The sequence below is a fragment of the Actinospineispora acaciae DSM 45401 genome (assembly GCF_000620785.1).
GTDB lineage: Bacteria > Actinomycetota > Actinomycetes > Mycobacteriales > Pseudonocardiaceae > Pseudonocardia > Pseudonocardia acaciae.
This window is the reverse complement of record NZ_JIAI01000004.1, coordinates 126,284-150,517: the sequence shown is the minus strand read 5'-3', so window position 1 is coordinate 150,517 and position 24,234 is coordinate 126,284. Positions and strand designations below refer to the sequence as shown.

The window sequence follows — 24,234 nt, the reverse complement described above, 5'->3', positions numbered from 1 at the left end:
CGGCCGGAACATCTCGCCCGTCGAGCCTGCCAGCTCAACCCGGGTTGACAGCAAGCGTCGGTCCGTACGACGCGGGCGCTGAGGGCCATCGTGGCCGGTCACGGCGTTCTATGGGCGAACCTTGACATCCAGGAACGATTGACCAACACTGAGCAACCGTTTGCAGACGTGCCCTGTTCGAGGCGCCCCAGAAGGAGATCGTCCATGGCTGACACCGACGTCAGGGAAGGCTCGGCCCGATTAGGGACCATACGAAAGATCGCCGTCGCGAGCACCATCGGGAACGGCCTGGAGTACTACGACTTCTTCCTGTACGGCACGGCGGCCGCGCTCGTCTTCGGAAATGTCTTCTTTTCCGCCGTATCGCCGTTGGTTGGCACGTTGGCGTCGTTTGCAACCTTTGCGGTCGGTTTCGGCGCGAGGCCGCTCGGCGCGATCGTCTTCAGCCACTTCGGCGATCGCGTCGGGCGAAAACCGGTGCTGGTTGTCACGCTCACGATCATGGGTGTCTCCACCTTCCTGATCGGATTGCTGCCCTCCTACGACTCGATCGGGATCTGGGCACCCGTGCTGTTGGTGATACTGCGGCTCGGGCAGGGACTGGGGCTCGGCGGTGAGGCCGCCGGCGCGCAACTCCTGACGCTGGAGCACGCCCCTCCGGGAAAGCGCGGCTTTTACACCTCATGGCCGGCGATGGCCACCCAGATCGGCTCGCTGAGTTCGACCGGAATGATCCTGGTCCTGAACTCCGTGCTCGGGAAGGAGCAGTTCCTGAGCTGGGGCTGGCGGCTGGCGTTCCTGCTGAGCATCGTGGTCGTGGCGATCGGCGTGTTCATCCGCTCACGGGTGTCCGAGTCGCCGGTGATGGAAGGCGGGCGGCCTGGCAACGCCCAGAGACCGGCCGTCCCGCTGGTCGAGCTGGTCAGGACACACCGCCGCGAGCTCGTGCTGGCCAGCGGAATGTGGTGGGGCGCCTCCGTCGGCTACTACATCAACAATGTGTTCTCCATCTCGTACCTGACGACACAGCGCCACCTGGATCAGTCCACCATGCTCACGATCCTGATGGTGACGAGCATCCTGTCGCTGGGCATCCCGATCGCGGCCGGTGCGCTCAGCGACCGGTGCGGCCGGCGCCCGGTTCTCCTCGGCGCGACCTTTCTCAGCCTGGTCATCTCGATCCCGTACTTCTCGCTGCTGGAGACCGCGCCACCGGCGCTGATACTGGTGCTGCTGGTGCTGTTCAACGCCAGCCTGCTCGCCATTGCCGGGATCCAGCCGTCGATGTTCGGGGAGCTGTTCGGCCCTCGCGTCAGGTATTCGGGAGTTTCCGTCGCCTTCACCGCCGGAACGCTCGTCGGCGGCGCGGTCGCGCCTTTCATCGCCACCGCGCTGCTGTCCGCGACGGGAGGGGCGACCTGGGCAGTCACCGTCTATCTCGTCGTCATGATGATGGTGTCCGCCGCGTTCGCCTGCGCCATTCGGGAGACGCGCAACGCGGACCTGGTGTCGTAGGCTCACTCGCCCGGGCTGGCCAGCTCGTGCAGCAGCTCGGTGAGGAAGCCACCGGCCTCGGCGGCGGCCCGGTCCGGCTCGCCCGCGGCGATCGCGTCCAGCAGCCGGCCGTGGCCGATGTCGTTGGCGTCCCCCGACGTGGTGGCCACGCTGGCGACGACCACCTCGGTGAGCCCCCGGTAGAGCTCGGTGAGCAGCGTGTTGTGCCCGGAACCGACGACGGCGAGGTGGAACTCGGCGTCCAGCCGGATGAACTCGGCCATCTGTCCGGGCTCGGCGATGCGCGCCTTGGCCCGGTCCCTGCGGTGCAGCAGCTCGGTCAGCTCGGCCAGCTCCTCCTCGGTGCGCGAGCTCGCCGCCAGCCGGGCGCCCTCCACCTCCAGGGTGCGGCGGACCTGCAGCACCTCGCGCAGCTCGCTGCCGCACAGCCGCCGCACCGCGCCGGACACCTCGCTGGTGGCCCGCACGTAGGTGCCGTCGCCCTGGCGCACCTCGAGCAGCCCGCCGTGGGCCAGCGCGCGGACTGCCTCACGCACCGTGTTGCGGGCCACCCCGAACGTCGCCGCCAGCTCGGTCTCCGGCGGTATCCGGCCGCCGATCGGCCATTCGCCGCCGGTCACCGCCGTGCGGAGCTGCCTGATCACCTGGTCGACGAGCCCGGCGCGCCGGGTGGTTTCGAGCGCCACGATGCGCCTCCGAGGGGACATCCGGCCCTGTCTGGCGCGCGGGCCGGGACTGACACGTCACAATCGATAGAACCAATCATCCTACGTCTGGGATGGTAGTCCGTGTGTCGGTGAGGTCTGAGGCCAGGGAGCAACTGTCGAGCGCGTCGCACGCCGGGTTCGAGCGCGCGGCGGGCGGGGTGCTGCTCGCGGCCGCCGTGGTGCTGGCCGCGATGAACCTGCGGCCGGCGATCACCAGCGTGGGCCCGGTGCTGGACAAGGCGCGCGATGCGATGGGCGCGTCGACCACCTGGGCCGGGCTGCTGACCACGGTGCCCGGGCTGTGCTTCGCGGTGGCCGGGCTGGCCGCGCCGTGGCTGTCGCGCCGCCTCGGGATCGGGCCGGCGGTCGGGACGGCGATGGGGGTGCTCGGGGTCGGCCTGGTGGTGCGGGTGCTGGACGGCCCGTTCCTGATGCTCGGCGGGACGCTGGTGGCCTGTTCCGGCATCGCGCTGGCCAACGTGCTGATCCCGGTGGTGGTCAAGGACTCGTTCCCGCTGCGGATCGGCCTGATGACCGGCATCTACACCGCCGCGCTGCAGGGCGGCGGCGCGCTCGGCGCCGGGCTGAGCCCGCTGCTGGACAACGCGCTCGGCGGTTGGCGCTGGTCGCTGGCGGGCTGGGCGGTGCTCGCGGTGCTCGCGCTCGGGTTGTGGGCGGTGGCGTACCGACACCACGCGCGCCGGCGCGGAGGCAGCGGGGCGGCCGCGCGCCTGTCGAGCGGTGCGCAACGCCGCCCGGCGGGTACGTCGATGCTGCGCAGCGGCCTGGCGTGGACGGTCACCGTATTCTTCGGCGGGCAGGCCTTCCTGGCCTACATCATGCTCGGCTGGCTGCCCCTGGTGCTGATGGACGCCGGCGTCAGCCGGCCGGCGGCGGCGATGCTGGTCGGGGCGGTCTCCCTGGTCGCGGTCCCGATCAGCCTGGTGGTGCCCGCGATGGCCGCGCGCCGGGGCAGCCAGACCGGGTGGATCGTGCTGCTCGGGCTGGTCGGGTTGCTCGGCGTGGTCGGGCTGATGGTCGCCCCGAGGGCCGCGCCGGTGCTGTGGGCGCTGTTCGTCGGCATCGGGATGAGCGTGTTCTCCCTGGTCCTGACGGTGATCGCGCTGCGCGCCCGTACCGGGGAGGACACCGCGCGCCTGTCCGGCATGGCGCAGGGGATCGGGTACCTGCTGGCCGCGCTGGGGCCGTTCCTGTTCGGCCTGCTCCACGACGTCACCGGCGGCTGGACCGTGCCGTTCGCCATGATGACCGTCGTGTACCTCGCGCAGATCATCGCCGGCGCCCGGGCCGGGCGGCCCCGCTACATCTAGTCGGCGAGTCGCGCGTTTCAGCACAGTGAGTCGCGGTTTTCGGCACATCCGAGACCGCCGACCGGTGTCGAACCGTGTGCCAGAACCCGCGACTCGGTGTGCCAGAACGCCCGACTCGCGGAACAGCGGAACAGAGGCACGGATGCCGAGCGCCGCCAGGTCGGGGGAATTGGGGTGAGCCGGCCGGCGGGGCCGGGCATGATCGTCGTCGTGGTTCTCGAACTCCTGTGCGGCTGAGCCAGGCGCTCGCCTTCCGCCGCCGCCGCCCGTTCGAGCCAGGAGTCCTGATGAGCCACGTTCTGATGTCCACGTGCGCCGCGCACGGTCACGTGCACCCCAACCTGTCGGTGATGTCCGAGCTGGTCGCGCGCGGCCACCGCGTCACCTACCCGGTCCCGGACCGTTTCGCCGCCGCCGTCGCGGCCACCGGCGCGACCCCGCTGCTGATCCACACCGACCTGCCCGACCCGGCGAAGGGGGAGCAGCGGCCCGAGGGCGGGATCGAGGTGATGCGGTTGTTGTCCGACGAGGCCCGCGGTGCCTACGCGCAGGTCAGCCCGGCGTTGGAGCACGACAGGCCGGACGTCTTGTGCTACGACGGCAGCGGCTGGGCCGGGCACGCGTACTCGCGGGTGCACGACCTGCCGAGGGTGGAGCTGGCCCCGCACATGATCGCCTGGGACACCTTCGAGGAGGACTTTGCCGAGGCGTATGCCTTCTACGGCACCCCGGAGGGCCTGGCCTGGCAGTCGGAGATGGACGGCTGGCTCGCGGAGGTCGGGGTCGGGCTCGGGAACCGGGAGTTCCTCGGCGCGCCGGACCGGTCGGTGGTGCTGATCCCCGAGGCGATGCAGCCGAACCTCGACCGCGTCGACCGCGCCCGCTACACCTTCGTCGGACCAGTGATCGGCGACCGCTCGCACCAGGGCTCGTTCGCCGATCTCGGCACACCGCCGGACCGGCCGCTGCTGCTGGTGTCGCTGGGGTCGGCCTTCAGCGACCGGCCGGGGTTCTGGCGCGACTGCATCACGGCCATGCACGGCACCGGCTGGACGACGGTGCTCGCCGTCGGCCCGTACACCGACGTCGCCGGGCTCGGTGACATCCCGAACGACGTCGTCGTCCGGGAGCGGGGGTCGCGGTGCCGCAGGCGGCCGACCAGTTCGCCAACGGCCCGCGCCTGGCCGGCCGCCGGTGGGGCGTCGGCGGCCGCCGACGTGATCGAGTCCCTACAGTGAGGGCATGAGCCGGTGGCTGCGGGACCTGCGCGGCGACGACCCGGACTACCGCGCGCCCGTGCTCTTCGCGGACGCGATCGCCGCGCTGGGACGGGACGGCGACGTGATCGTCTACCCGGACGACGTGCGCACCGAGCGGATCGTCGGCACCGTCGGCCGCGCCGGGGACTTCGACGCGCAATTCCGGTTGCTGAACCAGGCGCTGCGGGCGCGTCACCGGTCGGTCGCGGAGGCGGTCGCCGCCGGGATCGCGCTGCCCCGGGTGGAGCTGATCCAGCTCGGCGAGATGTACTTCGTGGTCGACGGGCACCACCGGGTGTCCGTGGCCAGGGCGCGCGAGCAGCACAGCGTGCCGGCGATCGTCCGCCGCATCTGCACCACCGCCTACGCGATGTGGTGCCTGCGGCTGTCGCACCTGGCCAGCAAGGCGGCCGAGCGGGAGTTCCTGACGCGGGTGTCGCTGCCCGCCGACACCCGGCCCACGCTGTGGCTGGACAGCCCCGCCGACTGGGCGCGGCTGGCCGACGCCGCCGAGGCCTGGGGTTTCCGGCGGGGCCTGGTCGGGGTCGGCCCGCGCGAGCTGGGGCAGCGGTGGTGGACCGACGAGGTGGTGCCACTGGTCGCCCGGCTGCGGGCGAGCGGGCGGGGCGTCGGCCTGCGCGACATCGAGCTGTACGCCGCCGCCCTCGCCGACCGCGACCGCCGCGCCGGCCTCACCGCACGCTGACGCGTCTCAGCTCGTCGCGGGCAGCGCGACCCCGGTGACGATCTCGGCGTACTGGCGCATCAGCCGCAGGGCGGTGGCCCTGGTGACGTCGGGATCGCGCGCCACGATCCGGTAGCCGAGGTAGTCCTCCATGGCCATCAGCGTCATGGCGGCGTCCTGGGCGGGTCCCCGCAGCGCGAACCGTCCGGCCGAGGCGCCCCCGGCGAGGATCTCCGCGTACAGCCCCACCTGCCGGTGGTAGATGCCCTGCACCTCGCGGCGCTGGTCGAGCTCGAAGCCCGCCGCCAGCACCGCGCGCCAGATGGCCCGCCACTCGGCGTCCTCGGGTCCGGTCGGGAGCCCGGAGGCGATCGTCAGCGCCAGCTGTTCGGCCGGGTCCGCCGTGCGCCGCACCATGGCCAGGCGGTCGTCGTAGAACCGCACGTCCGACCGCAGCGCCAGCTCGGACAGCAGCTGGTGCATGTCCTTGAAGTAGTACCGCACCGCGTTGGCGGTCAGCCCGAGCTCGGCCGCCACGTCGGTGACGCGCAGGGTGGCCAGGTCGTGACGCTCGATGAGGTCGATGGCGGCGTCGAGGATCTCCTGTCGTCGCTCGCGCTGTCGGTTGGGTCGTGGCACCGGCCCATTCTCGCGCCGACCCCTTGCGGAATCACCGGGGCGGGCTCATTATTTTCCGTCAGTGAAAACAACTTCCCCCGGAGGAGCAGCGTGCGAGCCAGGGATCTCGGCATCGTCGTCGGCTGGCACCCGACCGGAGCGGACAACGCCATCACCGACGTGTCCGGCGTGCGCGTCGGGCAGGTGACCCTGGACGAGCCGTCCGGGGTGCACACCGGCGTGACGGTCGTGCTCCCGCACGCCGACATCTGGACCGAACCCGTCTTTGCCGGCGCGCACCGGCTCAACGGCAGCGGCGAGCTCACCGGACTGGAGTGGATCCGCGAGTCCGGCGAGCTGACCTCGGCGATCGGGCTGACGAACACGCACAGCGTCGGCGTGGTCCGCGACGCGCTGGTCCGGGCGCAGGTTCGGGCGAGGGGGCCGGGCGTCTACTGGTCGCTGCCGGTGGTCGGCGAGACGTACGACGGCCTGCTGAACGACATCAACGGCCACCACGTGCGCGCCGAGCACGTCGACGCGGCCCTGGCGGCCGCCGGTCCGGGGCCGGTGGCGGAGGGCAACGTCGGCGGCGGCACCGGCATGATCTGCCACGGCTTCAAGGGCGGCATCGGGACGGCGTCGCGGGTGTCCGGCACCGCGAACGGTCGGTACACCGTCGGCGTCCTGGTGCAGGCCAACCACGGGCGGCGCGAGCGGCTGCAGGTCGACGGCGTGCCGGTCGGGCGGCTGATCGGACCGGACCGGGTGCCGCTTCCCGAGTCGCCCGACCGGTACCAACCCGGCTCGGGGTCGATCATCGTCATCGTCGCCACCGACGCGCCGCTGCTGCCGCACCAGTGCACCCGGCTCGCCCAGCGTGCCGCGCTGGCCGTGGCGCGGGTCGGCGGCACCGGCGAGCAGTACAGCGGCGACCTGATGCTCGCGTTCGCGACCGGCAACACCGGCATCCCGCCGTACGCCTGGGACGAGGACCCGCACGCCGCGCGCCCCGAGATACCGCTGCGGATGGTCGCGCCGCAACTGATGACGCGGCTGTTCGACATGACCATCGAGGCCACCGAGGAGGCCATCCTCAACGCGATGGTGGCCGCCACGACGCTCACCGGTCCGCACGGGGTCACGGCCCACGCGATCGACCACGACCTGCTGCGGCGGGCATTCGACAACCGTTCGGAGGACCGATGAGCAGGCACCGTCTCACCGGGCGCCTCGGTGCCGTCGGCGTCGTGTTCATGGTGGTGGCCGCCGCGGCGCCGCTGACCGTGATCGGCGGGAACATGCCGCTGGCCATGGGCCTGGGCAACGGCCCGGGCGCGCCCGTCGGGTTCCTCATCGCCGCCCTGGTGCTGCTGCTGTTCAGCATCGGCTTCGTGACGATGACGCCACACGTCCCGGAGGCCGGCGCGTTCTTCTCCTACGTGACGGTCGGGCTGGGCAGGCGGCCCGGCACCGGCATCGCCGTGGTCGCGCTGATCACCTACACCGCGATCCAGGTCGGCATCTACGGCTACGTCGGCTGGGCCATCGGCGACGCCGTGCGGTTCTACGGCGGCCCCGAGGTCCCCTGGCCGGCCTACTCGTTCGCGGTGCTCGCCATCGTCGCGCTGCTCGGCTACCGGCACATCGAGCTCAGCGCGAAGGTGCTCGGCGTGGCCCTGGCACTGGAGATCGGCATCGTGCTCGTCCTGGACATCGCCATCGCCGCGAGGCCGGGCCCCGCCGGCCTGACGCTCGCGTCGTTCCACCCGGACGTGTTCGCCGGCGGCGCGCTGGGCGTCGCGGTGCTGTTCGCCACGACCGGCTTCATCGGCTTCGAGGCGACCGCCGTGTTCCGCGACGAGGCCCGCGACCCCGACCGGACGATCCCGCGCGCCACCTACGCGGCGGTGCTCATCATCGGCGGCTTCTACGCGCTGACGTGCTGGTCGTTCGTGGTGGCGATCGGCCCCGACCAGGTGGCCACCGTCGCCAAGGCCACCCTCGACGGAAACGCCAACATGCTGCTGGACACCACCGACGCCTGGCTCGGCCGACTGGGCCGCGACATCGTCAACGTGCTCCTGCTGACCAGCCTGTTCGCCTGCGTGTTGTCCTTCCACAACGTCATCGCCCGCTACCAGTTCGCGCTCTCCACCCGCGGCCTGCTACCGCCGCGCCTGGGCACCGTGCACCCGCGGCACGACTCCCCGGCGTTCTCCTCGCTGGTGCAGACCGCCACCGCGGCGGTGATCGTTCTGGCGTTGGCGGTCTTCGGCGTCGACCCGCTGGTGGGCGTCTTCGGCTCGATGGCCGGCGTGGCGACGGTCGGCGTCGTATTGTTGATGTTCACGACCTCCCTGGCCGTCCTTGCCTACTTCGCCCGCCACCGCGACCAGGTCGCCGGCCGGCACTGGCAGGCCCGCATCGCCCCCGCGCTGGCATGCGTCGGCCTGCTGGCCACCCTCTGGCTGGTGCTGTCCAACTTCACCCTTGTCACCGGCGGCAGCACCGCCCTGAGCATCGCGCTGGCCGCCATCCCGTTCGCCGGCCTGCTCATCGGCACCGCCGCCCGCCAACCAGCCCACCCACCGACCCGGACACCGGCCTAGCCTCGACCACCGGCGACGGGCCGCCACGGAGTCAGTGATGCCCTCAGCAGGATTCGAACCTGCGCTCTCGCCTCCGGAGGAGAGGCCGGATTCGTGCCTGACCAGGCTGTTTGCTGAGTCACCGCACTGTTGGCCCGCAACTGGCCCACGCGTACGGGGCGCCTGCCGGGGTTCGACGATCCGAACGTTGATCGAACCAGGTAACTATTGACGGTCAAGTCCGATAGCAAGAGGTTGGGTGGAGCAGGGACGGGCTCCAGAGGCAAACCCGGGGGACCGATGAGCGCCGGAACGGCCCTACACGCGCTGATGACCGAACTGTCGCGCGTGTCGACCTTGATCGAGGCAGGTCGCTGCATGCGCGAGATCGTTTCGGACTTTGAGGCGAGCACTCCAGTCGGCTACAGAGTTACCGGGCACGTTGGGCGCGGCGGCCTGACAGCCACTCCTTGGATCGGTGTCTTCCACCCGGATATCACCGTGCGTCCCCAGGAAGGACTGTACGTCGCGCTAATCCGCCACGCCGACTCGGCAGCCGCCACCTTGACAGTGCAACAAGGCGGCGATCAACTCCGCCTGAGGCTGGGCGCTGCGGAAGCGCGAACTCAGTTGAGGCGACGTGCCGACCGGATACGGGCAGCCATCTCGCTTAAGGACGAGCCGCTTGATATGAACCACTTCGGAACAGGGACCCGGCAGCGCGGATACGCCGCCGGCAGCATTGCGGCCAAGACCTACCGCCTGCAGGAGGAGCCGGGGGATGCGGAACTGTCCCGGGATCTCCGGTCCATGCTGCGCATCCTGGACAGCGCGGCCAGCGTCTTGGACGACGCAACCGGAGCGGCCTGGATCAACAGCGACCCTCGCGCCGATGACAACCGTCCGATGCCCGCAAGCATGCGTCGTTTCGTTCCCAAGAGCAGCGATGACTACACGGTCGAGTTGGCGCCTCGGACGCTGGTCAAGACACGCCTGCATGAGGCAGTTGTGAACGACCTCGAACGGCACGCGCATGCGCTCAGTTGGGCCGTCACCAGCGAGCATCCCATCGACCTCGTGCTACGAAAGCCGACAGGAACCGGTGAGGCCCAGTGCATTGTCGAGGTCAAGACCGTCAAGGGCGGGAGGGCCGTCGACGCTGTTAGGGCGGCGATCGGACAACTGCTGACCTATCGTTTCCAGCTCTTCGAGGCCGAGATTCGAGCTACGATCTTGCTGGTGGCAGCTTTCAGCGAGGACATCGGCCCGAGCCTTCGCCAGTTGCTTAGCGACGAACTGGATATTGCCGTATTGTGGCTTGACGACCGCCAGTGGCGAGGGTGCGAGCTGGCGGAACGCCGCAAGCTCGTGCGCCCTAGATCGATTTAACCGTTCGATCACGCCCACGTCCTAGAGACCTTCAGGTTGCGCGCACTGCTCAAATTAGTTATCAATCTGCGGATCCGTTTGGTGCTGGACGAGTTGATAGTTCGGGCGAATATTGAATGTCGCCGAGAAGTTGTCGGCGAAGATTTTAGCGGCGTCTCTGGACCGCCAGGAAGATCAGTAGCGCCCCCATCTGGCTACGTCGGAGTGGAAGCTTCGAACTACCGTCCATGCAGAAGATGTCGCGTCGTCCAGCCACATTCTGCCAAAAGCCCGGCTTGGTATCCCTGGCTCATTCGCATGCCCGAGCTGAATGATTAGCGTGGGGAACGGCTCGGATGACAGCATTTGGAGCAGTGACTCCGCGACAGCTGCGATACGATCGTCCTCGACTCGTTCCCGGCTCGCAAAGCGCTCTCCGGCTCCCTCTCTGAGTGCGTGCCGCATGTGCCGCCCGTAGGTCCGGTCCTCCAGTACCGGCACTACAGCCGATGCAAGCCGTTCAACAGCTTCATCTGCAGATGGTGGCGGGTTGTGCATGAGCTGTTGCAGCTCGTCCGAATCCATTTCCCCTGCGCGGTTCCTGGCATCACCGAGCGCAGCTACGATCCGCCACCACTCACGCCGCCCGCTCTCCTGCTTTATGGAGGGGACGAGCTCAAAGAGATCTAGCAGGCGCCTTTTCGCTGCGAGGAAGTCCGGCGCGTTCCACCACGTCAAGGTGTCATCGCGTTCGGCTTTCTGCCACTGTGCGCCAATATCGTCCATGTCGCTCATGGTCGGAAGCCTATAGCTCGCGCCTGGCATCTGTGTGCGTGCGCGTTGCTGGCGGCATCGGGCGCAGTCTATGCCTCGTACCGTCACAGGCTGGGGTTAGCGCCGTCTCATTGGTGGACCCAGCCCCGGGAGGTGTCGGGATCTCGGACGCCTCCCGGGGCGGGGTGTTGCCCGTGCCGTCCGGTAAGGAGCCGAAGGGAAGCGGTGTCACTCCCGGGCTCCACCCGTCACGGTCTGACACGGGGATCTATGGGGGCGCGCTCATCTCGGCGGCGCGCTGCTTGCCGTCCGGGGTGAGCCGGTACAGGCGGTTCCGAGGCCGGATCGCCTCGTTGACGTGCTCCCAGCGGCTCGTCACCCGCCCGAACCGGGTGGCCTTCATCAGCACGTCGTAGATCCCGCCTGGGGGTAGGTGGGCGCGGCGGCAGATGTCGACTGCGGTCATCTCGCGGTCCGCTCCCTGGGCCACGGTGGTCAACGCCTTGGACAGCCGCCGGTTCACAGGCGTCTGTTCCGTCGCTGGGTTGGGTGTTGGATGTAGCCGTTCGCGGCGATCTTGCGGTCGTCGGACAGGTGCGGCACCTCCTGCCGTTGGCCGTTCACGTAGAGCGCGGTCGGGTGCCGGTCGCCGGGGGTGTTGAGGACGAACTCGGTGACCGCTCCGGCGAGGACGCCGGGGTCGGTGGACAGGTCGTGGGCGTAGGTTTCGGCGTCGTCCTGGAGGGTCCAGATGACCTCGGTGGAGCAGATCATTTCGGGGCGTACGGCGTGCACGGCGTAGACCGCGTGACGTCTCCTCACGAGCCGGCCCTCGGCTGGTGCTGGCCGTCTGCGGTCTGTGCCGCGCGTCGGGCCTTTGCCTCGCGCATTGTCCGCGTTCCCCGGCGTTTCGCCCGCCAGAAGCTGATCCAGGCCATGAGCAGGTCGCCGCTTCCGGGACCGCTCGGTCCGCATCGGGTGTCTTCGCTGATCACGACGGATACCTTCGTCGCTGGCCGGGCGCGCGAGGCTTCCAAGGTCGCAGATGTCAAGGGGAGAGTTCGGGGAGGATTGCAATCGTCCCGGTTGCCGTTTGGGCTGCCGCGGGTGTTGTGTGCGTGTCACGATGAGCACGGGTCACAACGGGGGGTCGGAGTGGCTGACGCCAATGGGCAGCTACGTGCGGCCCGGGAGCGGATGAACTCGACTGATCAGCCGGGCGAGTGTCTGTCGCGACATGAGCTGGCCGAGTTGGTGAACGCTCACGTGTTCCACCACCACGGCAGGGTCGTGGAGATGGACGCGAACTATGTCGGCAAGCTCGAACGGGGCGTCATCCGGTGGCCGGGGAAGTTGTATCGCGAGGCAATGCGGGCGGTGCTGAACGCTCCCAGCGATGTGGCGTTGGGATTCAGCAACAAGCGTCGGGCCGTGGTCAAGGTCTCCGAGGTGACCCGGAGGGCGTTTGCGCGGGCCTCGGCGCTCGGCGCGGGAGGGCTGGCGCTGGCGCCGGTCCTGGACCTGTTGGACGGCAGCGAGCCGACCCCGATACCGGACCGGGTGGGAGCCACGGAGGTAGCGCAGATCCGCACCGCCGCAAGAGTGTTCGCGAGCTGGGACCACACATTCGGCGGAGGGCTGGCGCGGGAGGCCGTGCTCGCACAATTGCGCTGGTCAGCAGGCCTTCTCGATCAGGCGCGCTACGCCGCTCAGCACCGGGCACCGCTGTTCTCTGCGGTCGGGTACCTGGCGCACACGTTCGCGTTCATGGCGTTCGACGCCTTCGCCCACGACGACGCCCGCCGCATCTTCCGCTTCGCGCTGGCGTGCGCCGAGGAGGCCGGCGACTGGCATCTACGGGCGAAGGTGCTCTCGTCGATGGCGCGACAAGCGACGTGGGTCGGCCAGCCCGACGACGGCCTGACGTTGACCGAATACGCATTGGTCCGGGCGGACCGGCTCACCGCCACTGAGCGCGCGATGCTGCACACCGCGCACGCCCGTGCGCTGGCGAAGATGGGCCGGGTACGGGATGCCTTGCTCGCGGTCGGGCGTGCCGATGAGGCGTTCACCCACGCCAGGCCGGCGAACGACCCGCCGTGGATGGCCTACTACGACGCCGCGCAGCATTCCGGCGACACCGGACACGCCCTGTTCGACCTCGCCGTTCAGGGACGGTCGCCGGGTCCGGCTCGTGACCGGCTGGCCGCCTCCGTCGCCGGCCACACCAACGCCTACGCGCGATCGCGGACGATCTCTCACATCAAGCTGGCGAGTCTCACGATGGCAACCGGTGACCCGAGGGAAGCGATCGTGATCGGTCACCGCGCTCTCGACGCCGCCAGTGTCGTCCGGTCGTCCCGCGCCGCCGACGACCTCCGGGAGCTTGCCCGCTACTCCAACCGTCACACCGACATCGGGGACGTGGCCGACCTGCGCCGCCGCATCACGACGGTGGTTCTGGAGTCGTGAACACCAATCTGGACGGCCACGTCCGGACGCTGGCCGAGGCCTGCGCACAGGTCGGTATCGATCCCGCCGGGGCCGAGTGTGTACGCCTCGGCGAGAACGCGATCTTTGCTCTGTCCGGTCAGATCGTGGCCCGTATCGCGCGTCCTGGCGCCACCGCGACCGCGCGCCGAGAGGTACGGGTGGCGCGCTGGCTCGCCGAACACGCGATCCCGGCCGTCACCCCGCTCGACAACATCGACCAGCCCGTGGAGATCTTGGGGCGGGCCGTCACGTTCTGGCGGCAGCTCCCGCCGCACCGGCACGGCACACCCGCCGAGGTGGCCGCGGCGCTGCGCCGGCTGCACGACCTGGCGCCGCCGCCCAGCTTCGCCGAGCTTGACCCGTTCGTCCGGCTCGCCGAACGCATCGACGCCGCCGCGACGCTGGTCGACGACGATCGGACCTGGCTGCGCGAGCACCTCGCCGACCTGCGCGACTGCTACCAGTGCCGGCCTACGGGGCTTCCGGCTTGTGTGGTGCATGGGGATGCCTGGGTCGGCAACGTCGTGGTCACGGCCGACGGGCAGACGGTGCTGCTTGATCTCGAACGTTGTTCGGTCGGGCCGCCGGAATGGGATCTCGTGTCGACCGCGATCAAACACACCTCGTTCGGCTGGATCACCGAGCGGGACTACCGCGACTTCACCGACCGCTACGGCCACGACGTCACGACCTGGGGCGGTTTCGACCTGCTCCGCGACATCCGCGAGCTACGCATGGCCTGCTACGCCGCCCAGCGCGCCGCCGAGCACCCGCCGGCCCGCGCCGAGGCCGCCCTGCGCACGGCATGCCTACGCGGCGAGCACGGCCCGCGCCCATGGAAGTGGACGCCGGCGCTCTAGCCGCGCCGGTGGCCAGGGAAGGTAACCACAACAGGAAGGATGCCCGCCGTGGGGAAGCACGATCCGCCGAAACCGCCAGTCGACCCGAGCAAGGACGGACAAGCGCCGAACATACCCAAGGAGCCAGACCCGGGTAAGCACGGCAAGAAGTGACTGACCAACCTGAGGTGCTGTCGCGGCGGCTTCTACACGATCTCAGCGACCAAGGCGAGATCACGGACCGTTGGGCCGCCGCGCTGCACACGGTCCCACGTCATCGGTTCGTCCCCGATGTCATCTACCTGCACGAACGCGGCCGGCCCGGCAATGACCTCGTGCCACTACGCCGGGCCGACGATCCCGGGCGCTGGCTCGAGCTGGTGTACTCGAACGAAGCGATCAACACCCAGGTGAACGACGGGCACCCCGCCCCCGACGGCACCGGCTTCGAGGTCACCTCCTCCTCGTCACAACCGTCGGTGGTCGCGGGGATGCTCGCCGAGCTGGACCCACAACCCGGTCAGCGGGTTCTGGAGATCGGCACCGGCACCGGCTGGAACGCCGCGCTGCTCGCGCACACGGTCGGCGCCGATAACGTGACCACGGTCGAGATTGACCCCACCGTGGCCGCCCACGCACGGGCAGCGCTCGACGCCACCGGCTACGGCGCTGTCACCACGATCGTGGGTGACGGCGCGCTCGGCTGGCCCGACGGTGCACCCTACGACCGGGCGATCAGCACCGTCGGCGTGACTACCGTGCCCTACCCGTGGGTGGACCAGACCACGCCCGGCGGACGGATCGTCGTGCCCCTGACCAACAGCTACCACTCACCCGGTGTCGTCGTGTTGACCCGCCACGACGACGGGACCGCGTCCGGACGTCTCGCCGGCCCCGCCTCCTTCATGACGCTGCGCGCCGCGAGGGAACCGAGGGTCAACGGCGCGGACTTCACCGCGCCAGCCATCGCGAAGTCGACCACCGACCTTCATCCGCACCGCGTCGCCGGCAACCGGGACGCCGCGACCGCGATCGGACTGCGCGTCACCGGCATCTGGTGGTCGTGGCAGACCACGGGTGACCTCGGCAAGCTCTGGCTGTACGCACCGGACACACGCTCGTGGGCATCGCTGGAGCTGCGGACACACCCGCCTTACCCGGTCGAGCAGGCCGGACCGCGCCAGCTATGGGACGACGTGACCGGTGCCTACCGATGGTGGCTGGAGAGCGGCGAACCGACCGTCACCGACTGGCTGGTAACGGTCGGCCCGGACGGCCAACGAATCGAGCTACAGCTCTAAACCGGAATCCAGCTCAGTGTTGGTGCGCTACGGAATGTTCGGTGTGGGCGCCGGTCAGGGATCTGACTTCCATCTCGGCGTACTTGGCCGGGTCGCCGGTGTCCTTGCTGAGCACCGTGCCGAGGTAGCCGAGCAGGAAGGACACCGGGATCGAGACGAGGCCGGGGTTGTCCAGCGGGAACCAGCTGAAGTCGACACCCTGGAGCATGGACGGGCTGCGGCCGGTGGACGGGTCCACGGGCTTGCCGGACACCACCGGCGAGAAGATGATCAGCAGCACGGTGACGCCGAGGCCGCCGTAGATGCTCCACAGCGCGCCGGCGGTGTTGAACCGTTTCCAGAACAGGGAGTAGAGGATCGTCGGCAGGTTCGCCGAGGCGGCCACCGCGAAGGCCAGCGCGACCAGGAAGGCGATGTTCTGCCCGTTGGCCAGGATGCCGCCCAGGATGGCGATGACGCCGATCACCATCGCGGTGATCCGGGCGACCTTGACCTCCTCCTGCTTGCCGTCGACCTTGCCGCGCTTGATGACGTTGGCGTAGATGTCGTGCGCGAACGACGCCGACGCGGTGATGGTGAGCCCGGCGACCACGGCCAGGATGGTCGCGAACGCCACCGCCGCGATGATCCCGAGCAGCACCGTGCCGCCGAGCGCGTAGGCGAGCAGCGGGGCCGCCGAGTTCGCCGCCCCGGGCGCCTTCTTGATCGCGTCGGGGCCGACGATCGCGCCGGCCCCGTACCCGAGCACGAGGGTGAACAGGTAGAACAGGCCGATCAGCCAGATCGCCCAGACCACCGAGCGGCGGGCCTCCTTGGCGGTGGGCACCGTGTAGAAACGCATCAGGATGTGCGGCAGCCCCGCCGTGCCGAGCACCAGCGCCAGCGCCAGCGACACGAAGTCGATCTTGGTGAGGCCGCTCTTGCCGTACTGCTTGCCGGGGCTGAGCAGCGCCTCGCCGGCCTGGCCTCCGCGCTGGACCGCCTCGCCGAGGAGCGCCGAGAGGTTGAACCCGCTCAGGCCGAGCACCCACAGCGTCATGACGCCGGCGCCGACGACCAGCAGCACGGCCTTGATGATCTGCACCCAGCTGGTGCCGCGCATCCCGCCGATCAGCACGTAGGCGATCATCACCACGCCGACGATCGCGATGACCACGGCCTGGCCGGACTTGCTGGTGACGTTCAGCAGCAGTGCGATGAGGCCGCCGGCGCCGGCCATCTGGGCGAGCAGGTAGAAGAACGACACGGCCAGCGTCGAGGTGGCGGCGGCCGCGCGGACCGGGCGCTGGCGCATCCGGAACGCCAGCACGTCGCCCATGGTGTAGCGGCCGGTGTTGCGCAGCAGCTCCGCGACCAGCAGCAGCGCCACCAACCATGCGACCAGGAAGCCCACCGAGTAGAGGAAGCCGTCGTAGCCGTTGAGGGCGATCGCGCCGGCGATGCCGAGGAACGACGCCGCCGAGAGGTAGTCCCCGGAGATGGCGATGCCGTTCTGTGGGCCGGAGAACGCCGCGCCCGCGGTGTAGAAGTCGGAGGCGCCCCGGTTCGCGCGGCGGCTGACCCGGACCACGATGGCCAGCGTGATGACGACGAAGACGCCGAAGATCGCGATGTTGAGCAGCGGGTTGCTGCCCTGCACGCCCTGCGAGAGCGTCATGCCCGTTCCCCCTCGAGCCGGTCACGGATGGAGCCGGCCAGCGGGTCGAGCCGCCGGTTGGCGTAGTGGACGTACCAGGCGGTGATCCCGAACGTGGACACGAACTGCAGCAGCCCGAACACCAGCCCGACGTTCACGTTGCCGAACAGCTTGATCGCCATGAGCCCGGGGGCGTAGCTGCTGAGCAGCACGTAGAGCAGGTACCAGACGAGGAACAGCGCGGTCACCGGGAAGACGAAGCCGCGCAGCCGGCGCCGCAGCTCCTGGAACTCGGGCTCCGCCTGGGCGGCCTCCCAGTCGCGCACGTCCGTCGGTGGTGACGACTCGGTACCCACGATGCCTCCCTGCACGACCGGCCCAGCTACCGGAGGGACAGGAAAACGTTCACGGGGCGTCGGGGGAAGTGGCGCGCGACACGTCGTCGGGTGGCGCGACCAACGGCCGACGAACGGTCCGAAATGCCGACGAACGGTCGCGGCCCACGCGGAACTCAGCGGGCGTCGGCGGAGCGCTCGGTCTCGTCCAGGTGCAGCCGCAGCATGGCGGCGTTCGCCCACGCCGGTGGCCTGCCGCGCAGCGACACCAGCACCATCGTCAGGAACGCCAGCGGCACCGACACCAGCGCGGGCTGGCCGAGCAGGATCGCCGCGAGCCCTGGCGGGACGGCCAGCGCGAAGCCCGTCCCGATCACCCCCGCCGACGCGAGCAGCCCCACCACCATCCCGACCACGGCGCCGCGCGCGGTCAGCCGGGGCCACCAGATCCCGAGCACGAGCAGCGGACAGAACGTCGAGGCGGCCACCGTGAACGCGGACGTCACGAGCACGCCGACGTCCAGGTACACCGACGGCAGCGCGAGCGCCACCACGCACAGCGCGGTGGCCAGCGTGGTGAGCCGCAGCCGCCGCACGGTGGCCCCGGGCAGCAGGTCGTGCGACACCGCGCCGGACAGGGCGAGCAGCAGGCCCAGCGAGGTGGCCAGGAACGCGGCGAACGCGCCGGCGGAGAGCATCGCGGTGAACAGCGAGCCGGCCCACCCGGTGTCCACCCGCGACGGCAGCGCGACGACGACCGTGTCGGTGCCGCCGGTCAGGTACAGCTCGGGCAGCAACACCGCGCCCAGCGCGCCGTAGACCCCCGGGAACAGGTAGAACACGCTCAGCAGCAGCACCGTGATCGCCGCCGTCCGGCGGGCAGCGCGACCGTCCGGGCTGGTGTGGAACCGCACGATGATGTGCGGCAGCCCCATGGTGCCGAGCACGGTCGCCACCAGCACCGACAGCGTCGCGAGCAGCGGGTGGCCGGCGCCGTTCGGGTCCAGCAGCGGGCGCGCCCAGCCCGCGCCACCCGGCGGCGGCGCCCCGGCCAGCTCCGGCACGGCGGCGCCCGCCTGGAAGGTCCAGACGCTGCCGTCCTCGACGTCGTAGCGACCGGGCGGGAGCACCTCGACGGGGCGGCCCGGCGCGGTGCTGGCCGCCGTCGGCTCGGTGATCGTCAGCCGGACGTCGTGGCGGAACTGCACGGGCGTCACGCGTTCGAACCGGGTGAACTCGACGGGGTGCAGCGCCTCGGCCCGGGTGTCCGCGCCGACCTGCAGGACCAGCCAGATCGCCGGGACGATGAACAGCAGCAGCTTGAGCCCGAACTGGAACGCCTGCACGTAGGTGGCGGCGCGCATGCCGCCCAGCGCGAGGGTGATGCTCACCGCCGCGCCCGCGACGACCACCCCAACCCAGTACGGCGTGCCGCTGACCACCGTGAGCACCAGCCCGGCCGCCTTGAACTGCGGCACCAGGTACAGCGTGGCGATCACCAGCACCACGGCGCCGGAGAGCTTGCGCAGCCCGGGCGAGCCCAGCCGCGCCTCGGCGAAGTCGGGCACGGTGAGCGCGCCGGTCCGGCGCATCGGCGCGGCCACCAGCGCGAGCATCGCGATGTACCCGGCGGTGAAGCCCACCCCGTACCAGAGCGCCCCGACGCCGTCCTTGACCATCAGCCCGGCCACGCCGAGGAACGACGCCGCCGACAGGTACTCCCCGGACACGGCGGCGGCGTTCAGCGTCGGCGAGATCCGCCGCGACGCGACCAGGAAGTCCGACGTGCTGCGGATCGCGGCGACCCCGCGCGCCCCGATCAGCAGCGTGACCACCACCACCAGGACGATCGCGGCGCCGATCACGCTCGCCTCTTGGCCGGTCCGCCGCGCTCGGTGCGCTCGGCGCTGCGCAGCTGCCAGCGCGCGAGCAGCACCAGCGCCGGGTAGGGCAGCAGGCCGACGGCGAGCCAGGACACCGGAACGCCGGCCAGCCGGACGGCGTCGAGGTGCGGGAACGCGAACAGCACGATCGGGATGCCGATGATCAGGGCGGCGAGCAGCCCGACCGCCAGCACCGCGTACCGCAGCTGCGCGCGGTGCACGCGGCGGGCTCGTTCCAGGTCGGAGGGGGCGAGGTGCGGCGGTTCGGCGCGCACGCCGGTGCGGCGGCGAGCCATCGCGAGCCGGGTCTGCGGGCTGGCCACCGTGACCCTGCGCTGGCGGGTCACCGGCGCTCGCCCCTGGACGGCGGGGGTTCCGGCCGGGCGGAGGTGTCGAACTCGCCCCTGGTCGCGGCGTCGAGCAGCAGCTCCCGCAGCTCGCGGGCGTGCCGGCGGCTCACCGGCACGTCGCCCACGTCGGTGTGCGCCAGCAGCCCGCCGGTGACGTCGCTGCGCAGCTCGCGCACGGCGGGCACCGCCAGCAGGTAGCTGCGGTGCACCCGGGCGAACCCGGCGGGCCGCCAGTGCTCCTCCAGCCGGGAGATCGGGATCCGGACCAGGTGCGCGCCCGACGGGGTGTGCAGGCGCACGTAGTCGCCCTGCGCCTCGGCGAACCGCACGTCGTCGCGCCGGACGAACCGGGTGCGCCCGGCCAGCTCGACCGGCACGGCGGCCAGCGCGTCGACCTCCGCCGCCACCGGTGCCGTAGCGGCGCCGGCGTCCGCCGCGAGGAAGCGCCTGACCTTGTCCAGCGCGCCGCGCAGCCGCTCGCTGCCCACCGGTTTGAGCAGGTAGTCGACGGCGCCGATGCCGTACGCGGACGCGGCGTGCTTCTCGAACGCGGTGACGAACACGACCACCGGCGGGTCGGTCATGCGGGCCAGCAGCGAGGCGAGCTCCATCCCGTCCATCGCCGGCATCGAGATGTCGAGGAACACGGCGTCGAACGGCCCGGCCTGGATCAGCCGCAGCGCCGTGAGCGCGTCCGCGGCGGTCGCCACGTCGGCGACGTCGGGCGACTCCAGCAGCAGCCGGCGCAGCTCGTCCAGCGCCGGGGCGACGTCGTCCACCGCGAGCACCCGCAACCCGTCCGACGCCCGGGTGCTCACTGCGCGACCACGCCCGGCTGGAACCGGGGCAGCCGCACCACGACCCTGGTGCCGGCGCCGTCGGCGGTCTCGATCACGACGCCGTAGCCGGGGCCGAACACGGTGCGCAGCCTGCGGTCGACGTTCATCAGGCCCATGCTGCCGGGCTTGCCCCGCCCGGCCAGCACGTCCGCGGCGTACTCGGGGTCCATGCCGGGTCCGTCGTCCTCGACGGTGATCACACACTCGCTCCCTTCGGCCTGCCCGGCCACCTGGACCAGCCCGCCCGCGCTGGTCAGCTCGACACCGTGCCGCACGGCATTCTCGACCAGCGGCTGCAGCGCCAGGTACGGCACCGCGACCGGCAGGATCTCCGGCGCGATCCGCACCTGCACCCGCAGCCGGTCGCCGAGCACGGCGCGGGCCAGCGCGAGGTAGGCCTCGATCGCCTGGAACTCGCCCGCGACGGTGGTGTAGTCGCCGTGGCGGGCCAGGCTGTGCCGGGCGTACGCGGCGAAGTCGAGCATCAGGTCGCGGGCGCGCTCGGGGTCGGAGCCGACGAACGAGGCGATCGCGGTGAGGCTGTTGTAGACGAAGTGCGGGGATATCTCCGCGCGCAGCGCCCGCAGCTCGGCCTGCTCCGCGACCTCCGACGACGCCTCCAGCCGGGCCCGGTCCAACGCCTCGCTGAGCAGGGCCGCCGCCTCCCTGACCGCCGAGGTGGCCACCTCGCCCTCGACGACCAGCGCGCCGACCAGCTCGTCGCGGGCGTGCAGCGGCAGTGCCACCAGCGGGGCCACCAGCCGCCCGCCCCGGCCGGCCCGGGAGTCCGTGCGCAACGCCCGTCCCACCAGCTCGGTCGCCGCCTCCGGGTCGGCGGGGTCGCCGGACCACAGGAGGGCACCGTCCAGCCCCGCGAGCCCGACGGCGTCCGCGCCGAGCAACCGGCGCAGCCGCCGGGCCGCCGCGATCGCCCCCGGCCCGTCCAGGCCGGACCGCACGGCGGCGGCCACCCGCCTGCCCTCCGCGACGGTGGCCATCGCGTCCGGCCCGAACCGGGCGCGCGCACCACGCCACCAACGGCCGGATCCGGGTGCCGCAACCATGACGCCTCCGAGTGACACGGCAACCTGAGGCCACCATCGTCGCCCATCCCGCGAATCTCGGTAAGGACGCCGAACCGCCGACACCGGAGTCGGCGGCCGGCGGCCCGCCGGCACAGGGATGCGCGGGCACGTCACAGCAGGGGCGGCCGGACTCGAACACGGCACCGACCGGCGTGGAAACCAGCTGCTCTACCAGTTGAGCTACGCCCCTATGGCCAAACCTCACACGGTTGGTTTCGACCCACCGCGCTCGGTTTCGACGAGTCTACAGTTGCCGCCCGATCACTCCTCGCGGTGCCGATCTCTGGCGAACCAGGAGAGCACCAGCGCGGCCGCCACCACGATCGCGCTCACCACCGCCAGGCACGCCGCCGTGACCACCCCGACCAACACGATCACCACGTCGTGGCCTCGCCGGTCCTCGGCGACGAGCCGCCGCTGGATCTCGCCGAAGATGTGGCGCTCCCGCTCACTGAGCATGACGTCCTCCTCCGCTCAGGTCAGTTCGCCGAGCTCGACGATGACCAGCTCACCGTTCGTGTACCTGTTCGACCGGAGGTCGTAGTCCCCGCCGGCGGTGAAGTACGGGCGCCGCGCGCCACGACGTGCCCGTTCGCCGAGTCCAGCACGTAGACGGGTTGCATCTCGTTTCCCTCCGCTCGGCTCGCCGGGAGTGACCCCGGCGCCGCCGATATGGTTGGGGGCGTGCCGCGCCCGGTCCCCGTGCTCGTACTGGCCGGTTTCCTCGGCTCGGGGAAGACGACGCTGCTCAACCACCTGCTCTCGCGCAGCCTGGACGCGCGCATCGGGGCGATCGTCTACGACTTCGGCTCGATCCCCGTCGACGCGATGCTGGTCGGCGGCAGCGCCGAGGGAGTGGTCCCGGTCGGCAACGGCTGCCTGTGCTGCGTCGCCGACGAGGCCGGCGTCCGGCCGCTGCTCGATCAGCTCGCGCGGCCGGGGTCGGACATCGACGTGATCGTCATCGAGGCGAGCGGGATCGCCGAGCCAGGTGCCCTGGTCCGCCTCGTTCTCGACGCGGGGAGTCCGCACACGAGCTTCGGCGGGCTGGTCGAGGTCGTGGACGCGGTGGAGTTCGAGTCGGTCCGGAGCCGGCATCCCGCGCTGGAGCGGCACGTGCGGCTGGCGGACCTGGTGGTCGTCAACAAGGCCGACCGGGTGGACGCCGCCGGGCTGTCGCGGGTGCTCGAGGCGTGCCGCTCGCTCAACGAGCGGGCGCCCGTGCTGGCCGCCCGGCACGCCGCGGTGGAGCCGAGGATCCTGTTCGACGTCGATGTGGTTCCCGGCCGGCAGCTGATGCTCGGCCAGGCCCTGTCCGACGAGCACCACGGTGATCACGAGGGTCACCTGCACGCCGTCTACGAGGCGATCGAGTTCGTCACCGACCGGCCGATCGACCCCGGTCGCCTCGTCGAGTTCCTGCAGCGCCGGCCGGCGACCGCCTACCGGCTCAAGGGCTTCGTCCACTTCGGGGTGAACGGTCACCGACAGCGGTACCTGCTGCACGCCGTCGGGCAGCACCTGCGGTTCTCCCGGTCTCGATGGGATCCGGGGCAGGCGCGTGGCACGAGCCTGGTGGTGATCGGGTGCGGGATGGACCGTGATGCGCTGCTGGCCGCGCTGGGCGCCTGCGAGCGGGACGAACCCGCCGATCCCGACGCGATGTTCGCGGTCCACCGGCACACGTTCGAGCCGCCCGTACCCGAGAGCGTCAGCCGCTGAGTTCTTCCAGTGCGCGTTGTGCGGCTTCGAGCTCGACGCGGAGCTGCTCGACGCGTTCGACCTGGCGCTGGCGGGCGGCGTCCAGCGATGCCTCGATGGCGTCGGTCACCGCGGTCGGCAGCGAGCGGGCCGCTTGCGCGATGTCGGCCGGCTGCACCGGGGTGGGCCGCACCGCGCGCTTTCTGCCGATCGTCACCTCGACGGTCCATTCACCCTCGGCCGAGCCGGTCAGGGTGACGGTGACTCCGGAGGGGCGTCGACGATCCGGGCTCTTGGCCGCCGCCGGTGCCGGTGCCGGTGCCGGTGCCGAGGGCGGGGCCTTGTCCGCGGTCGGTGTCCGGGGCGGCGACGGTGCCGGCGGGCTGGTCGGCGTCTCGGCCGGTTCGGGAGGTTGGGGTTTTCGTTTGCGTGGCGGCCGTGTCCTGGTCAGCTCGCCGGGCGAGCAGAACATGGTGTCGCGCGAACCCGCGGGCCTGACCTGGATGAACTCGCCCACGGGCGCATCACCGAGGGACACCACCTTGGCCGAGCCCCCGGTCGGGACGCCGACGGACGCCGGGGTGAACCACACGGTCGACGGCTTGCCGGCGGACAGCTCCGCGCGCACCTCCGCCAGATCCTGCTCAGACAGCGTTCTCGGCTCGACCATCGGTTTCCTTCCCTCGGCGCCGCGCAGCATGTTGGGGTGTAGCACACGGTGCGGGGTGCGCGGCCGCCCAGGTAGGTGTGCGGCGGAGTCTCCATATTGTTAGTTAGAGCCTGCAACTATTGCCGGTCCTTTGTGTTCGAATTCGATCACGCAGCGCAAGCGGTGATCCACGTTGGCGGAGCGCTGTTGGCAGTTGTTGGCGATAACCTCACCGATCTCCGGTGAAACACCTGTTCGCGCCTAATTCAACGGCG

The 24,234-nt window shown here is 70.8% G+C and carries 24 protein-coding genes and 1 tRNA gene; 11 read left to right on the top strand and 14 right to left on the bottom strand.

Annotated elements, in window-relative coordinates; translation table 11 throughout:
• Positions 1–204 precede the first annotated feature (204 nt).
• Complete coding sequence (locus tag N912_RS0120825) at positions 205–1,515, top strand: MFS transporter (RefSeq protein ID WP_037065794.1); 1,311 nt, start codon at positions 205–207, stop codon at positions 1,513–1,515.
• 2 nt (positions 1,516–1,517) lie between these two features.
• On the opposite strand, the gene N912_RS0120820 is transcribed toward N912_RS0120825, so the two are convergent.
• Positions 1,518–2,201: a FadR/GntR family transcriptional regulator gene (locus N912_RS0120820; protein ID WP_028923919.1), complete on the bottom strand. Its 684-nt coding sequence runs from the start codon at positions 2,199–2,201 to the stop codon at positions 1,518–1,520.
• A 212-nt stretch (positions 2,202–2,413) separates the two neighbouring features.
• Between N912_RS0120820 and N912_RS0120815 the strand changes: the two genes are divergently transcribed.
• The 3 genes from N912_RS0120815 (at position 2,414) to N912_RS53455 (ending at position 5,518) form a co-directional block, all read left to right on the top strand.
• The gene (locus tag N912_RS0120815) at positions 2,414–3,553 is read left to right on the top strand and encodes an MFS transporter (RefSeq protein WP_051580641.1); all 1,140 of its coding nucleotides are present in this window, start codon (positions 2,414–2,416) and stop codon (positions 3,551–3,553) included.
• 287 nt (positions 3,554–3,840) lie between these two features.
• A complete protein-coding gene (locus N912_RS53460) occupies positions 3,841–4,791 on the top strand; it encodes a glycosyltransferase (RefSeq protein WP_084211114.1) in 951 nt (316 codons plus the stop codon).
• Positions 4,792–4,795: 4 nt separating this feature from the next.
• On the top strand, positions 4,796–5,518 hold the full coding sequence (locus tag N912_RS53455; RefSeq protein WP_051580527.1) for a hypothetical protein: 723 nt from the start codon (positions 4,796–4,798) through the stop codon (positions 5,516–5,518).
• A gap of 6 nt (positions 5,519–5,524) precedes the next feature.
• On the opposite strand, the gene N912_RS0120800 is transcribed toward N912_RS53455, so the two are convergent.
• Positions 5,525–6,136 (bottom strand): TetR/AcrR family transcriptional regulator, encoded by a 612-nt coding sequence (locus N912_RS0120800; RefSeq protein ID WP_028923917.1) that lies wholly within the window; start codon positions 6,134–6,136, stop codon positions 5,525–5,527.
• Positions 6,137–6,226: 90 nt separating this feature from the next.
• Between N912_RS0120800 and N912_RS0120795 the strand changes: the two genes are divergently transcribed.
• The 3 genes from N912_RS0120795 (at position 6,227) to N912_RS0120785 (ending at position 10,095) form a co-directional block, all read left to right on the top strand.
• The gene (locus N912_RS0120795) at positions 6,227–7,324 is read left to right on the top strand and encodes a DmpA family aminopeptidase (protein WP_028923916.1); all 1,098 of its coding nucleotides are present in this window, start codon (positions 6,227–6,229) and stop codon (positions 7,322–7,324) included.
• The gene (locus tag N912_RS0120790; protein WP_037065792.1) at positions 7,321–8,727 is read left to right on the top strand and encodes an APC family permease; all 1,407 of its coding nucleotides are present in this window, start codon (positions 7,321–7,323) and stop codon (positions 8,725–8,727) included. Before N912_RS0120795 ends, N912_RS0120790 begins: the two co-directional genes overlap by 4 nt.
• Before the next feature lie 309 nt (positions 8,728–9,036).
• Positions 9,037–10,095 (top strand): MrcB family domain-containing protein, encoded by a 1,059-nt coding sequence (locus N912_RS0120785; RefSeq protein ID WP_037065790.1) that lies wholly within the window; start codon positions 9,037–9,039, stop codon positions 10,093–10,095.
• Positions 10,096–10,269: 174 nt separating this feature from the next.
• Here N912_RS0120785 and N912_RS63605 read toward each other — a convergent pair whose 3' ends face one another.
• The 3 genes from N912_RS63605 to N912_RS0120775 form a co-directional block, all read right to left on the bottom strand.
• Positions 10,270–10,869, bottom strand: coding sequence for a hypothetical protein (locus N912_RS63605; RefSeq protein WP_156993823.1), 600 nt, complete (start codon positions 10,867–10,869; stop codon positions 10,270–10,272).
• Positions 10,870–11,116: 247 nt separating this feature from the next.
• Positions 11,117–11,314: a helix-turn-helix domain-containing protein gene (locus tag N912_RS53450; RefSeq protein ID WP_156993822.1), complete on the bottom strand. Its 198-nt coding sequence runs from the start codon at positions 11,312–11,314 to the stop codon at positions 11,117–11,119.
• A 53-nt stretch (positions 11,315–11,367) separates the two neighbouring features.
• Complete coding sequence (locus N912_RS0120775; RefSeq protein WP_156993820.1) at positions 11,368–11,670, bottom strand: hypothetical protein; 303 nt, start codon at positions 11,668–11,670, stop codon at positions 11,368–11,370.
• A gap of 333 nt (positions 11,671–12,003) precedes the next feature.
• On the opposite strand from N912_RS0120775, the gene N912_RS0120770 reads away from it, so the two are divergent.
• The 3 genes from N912_RS0120770 to N912_RS0120760 all read left to right on the top strand — a co-directional run bounded on the left by N912_RS0120770 (position 12,004) and on the right by N912_RS0120760 (position 15,481).
• Positions 12,004–13,320, top strand: a complete 1,317-nt coding sequence (locus N912_RS0120770; protein ID WP_028923912.1) for an NsdA family TPR-like regulatory protein — start codon at positions 12,004–12,006, stop codon at positions 13,318–13,320.
• Positions 13,317–14,201, top strand: a complete 885-nt coding sequence (locus N912_RS0120765) for a phosphotransferase enzyme family protein (protein ID WP_051580525.1) — start codon at positions 13,317–13,319, stop codon at positions 14,199–14,201. Before N912_RS0120770 ends, N912_RS0120765 begins: the two co-directional genes overlap by 4 nt.
• 149 nt (positions 14,202–14,350) lie before the next feature.
• The gene (locus N912_RS0120760; RefSeq protein ID WP_156993818.1) at positions 14,351–15,481 is read left to right on the top strand and encodes a methyltransferase domain-containing protein; all 1,131 of its coding nucleotides are present in this window, start codon (positions 14,351–14,353) and stop codon (positions 15,479–15,481) included.
• 13 nt (positions 15,482–15,494) lie between these two features.
• On the opposite strand, the gene N912_RS0120755 is transcribed toward N912_RS0120760, so the two are convergent.
• From N912_RS0120755 to N912_RS0120720, 8 genes are all read right to left on the bottom strand, one after another.
• Positions 15,495–17,138, bottom strand: a complete 1,644-nt coding sequence (locus N912_RS0120755) for a solute symporter family protein (RefSeq protein WP_028923909.1) — start codon at positions 17,136–17,138, stop codon at positions 15,495–15,497.
• The gene (locus N912_RS0120750) at positions 17,135–17,476 is read right to left on the bottom strand and encodes a DUF485 domain-containing protein (protein WP_051580640.1); all 342 of its coding nucleotides are present in this window, start codon (positions 17,474–17,476) and stop codon (positions 17,135–17,137) included. The genes N912_RS0120755 and N912_RS0120750 overlap by 4 nt, the downstream gene beginning before the upstream one ends.
• Positions 17,477–17,628: 152 nt before the next feature.
• Positions 17,629–19,317 (bottom strand): sodium/solute symporter, encoded by a 1,689-nt coding sequence (locus tag N912_RS53445; protein ID WP_051580523.1) that lies wholly within the window; start codon positions 19,315–19,317, stop codon positions 17,629–17,631.
• The gene (locus N912_RS0120740; RefSeq protein ID WP_028923907.1) at positions 19,314–19,682 is read right to left on the bottom strand and encodes a hypothetical protein; all 369 of its coding nucleotides are present in this window, start codon (positions 19,680–19,682) and stop codon (positions 19,314–19,316) included. Before N912_RS0120740 ends, N912_RS53445 begins: the two co-directional genes overlap by 4 nt.
• Positions 19,679–20,503 (bottom strand): LytR/AlgR family response regulator transcription factor, encoded by an 825-nt coding sequence (locus tag N912_RS0120735; protein WP_028923906.1) that lies wholly within the window; start codon positions 20,501–20,503, stop codon positions 19,679–19,681. The genes N912_RS0120740 and N912_RS0120735 overlap by 4 nt, the downstream gene beginning before the upstream one ends.
• Positions 20,500–21,588 carry a sensor histidine kinase gene (locus N912_RS0120730; RefSeq protein ID WP_028923905.1) on the bottom strand — a complete coding sequence of 363 codons (1,089 nt, stop codon included), beginning with the start codon at positions 21,586–21,588 and terminating at the stop codon, positions 20,500–20,502. Before N912_RS0120730 ends, N912_RS0120735 begins: the two co-directional genes overlap by 4 nt.
• A 137-nt stretch (positions 21,589–21,725) precedes the next feature.
• Positions 21,726–21,799: transfer RNA gene (locus tag N912_RS0120725), tRNA-Gly, on the bottom strand.
• Positions 21,800–21,870: 71 nt separating this feature from the next.
• A complete protein-coding gene (locus N912_RS0120720; protein WP_028923904.1) occupies positions 21,871–22,068 on the bottom strand; it encodes a hypothetical protein in 198 nt (65 codons plus the stop codon).
• A gap of 225 nt (positions 22,069–22,293) precedes the next feature.
• On the opposite strand from N912_RS0120720, the gene N912_RS0120715 reads away from it, so the two are divergent.
• Positions 22,294–23,331: a CobW family GTP-binding protein gene (locus N912_RS0120715; RefSeq protein ID WP_051580521.1), complete on the top strand. Its 1,038-nt coding sequence runs from the start codon at positions 22,294–22,296 to the stop codon at positions 23,329–23,331.
• Here the strand turns inward: N912_RS0120715 and N912_RS0120710 are convergent.
• Positions 23,321–24,010, bottom strand: coding sequence for a DUF6319 family protein (locus N912_RS0120710; RefSeq protein WP_156993816.1), 690 nt, complete (start codon positions 24,008–24,010; stop codon positions 23,321–23,323). The genes N912_RS0120715 and N912_RS0120710 overlap by 11 nt on opposite strands.
• Positions 24,011–24,234 lie beyond the last annotated feature (224 nt).

Bases quoted from the DNA above. Each gene is read 5' to 3' on its own strand.
- N912_RS0120825 (WP_037065794.1), top strand. From the start codon at position 205: ATGGCTGACACCGACGTCAGGGAAGGCTCGGCCCGATTAGGGACCATA.
- N912_RS0120815 (WP_051580641.1), top strand. From the start codon at position 2,414: ATGAACCTGCGGCCGGCGATCACCAGCGTGGGCCCGGTGCTGGACAAG.
- N912_RS53460 (WP_084211114.1), top strand. From the start codon at position 3,841: ATGAGCCACGTTCTGATGTCCACGTGCGCCGCGCACGGTCACGTGCAC.
- N912_RS53455 (WP_051580527.1), top strand. From the start codon at position 4,796: ATGAGCCGGTGGCTGCGGGACCTGCGCGGCGACGACCCGGACTACCGC.
- N912_RS0120790 (WP_037065792.1), top strand. From the start codon at position 7,321: ATGAGCAGGCACCGTCTCACCGGGCGCCTCGGTGCCGTCGGCGTCGTG.
- N912_RS0120785 (WP_037065790.1), top strand. From the start codon at position 9,037: ATGACCGAACTGTCGCGCGTGTCGACCTTGATCGAGGCAGGTCGCTGC.
- N912_RS63605 (WP_156993823.1), bottom strand. From the start codon at position 10,869: ATGAGCGACATGGACGATATTGGCGCACAGTGGCAGAAAGCCGAACGC.
- N912_RS53450 (WP_156993822.1), bottom strand. From the start codon at position 11,314: ATGACCGCAGTCGACATCTGCCGCCGCGCCCACCTACCCCCAGGCGGG.
- N912_RS0120755 (WP_028923909.1), bottom strand. From the start codon at position 17,138: ATGACGCTCTCGCAGGGCGTGCAGGGCAGCAACCCGCTGCTCAACATC.
- N912_RS0120730 (WP_028923905.1), bottom strand. From the start codon at position 21,588: ATGGTTGCGGCACCCGGATCCGGCCGTTGGTGGCGTGGTGCGCGCGCC.
- N912_RS0120720 (WP_028923904.1), bottom strand. From the start codon at position 22,068: ATGCTCAGTGAGCGGGAGCGCCACATCTTCGGCGAGATCCAGCGGCGG.
- N912_RS0120710 (WP_156993816.1), bottom strand. From the start codon at position 24,010: ATGCTGCGCGGCGCCGAGGGAAGGAAACCGATGGTCGAGCCGAGAACG.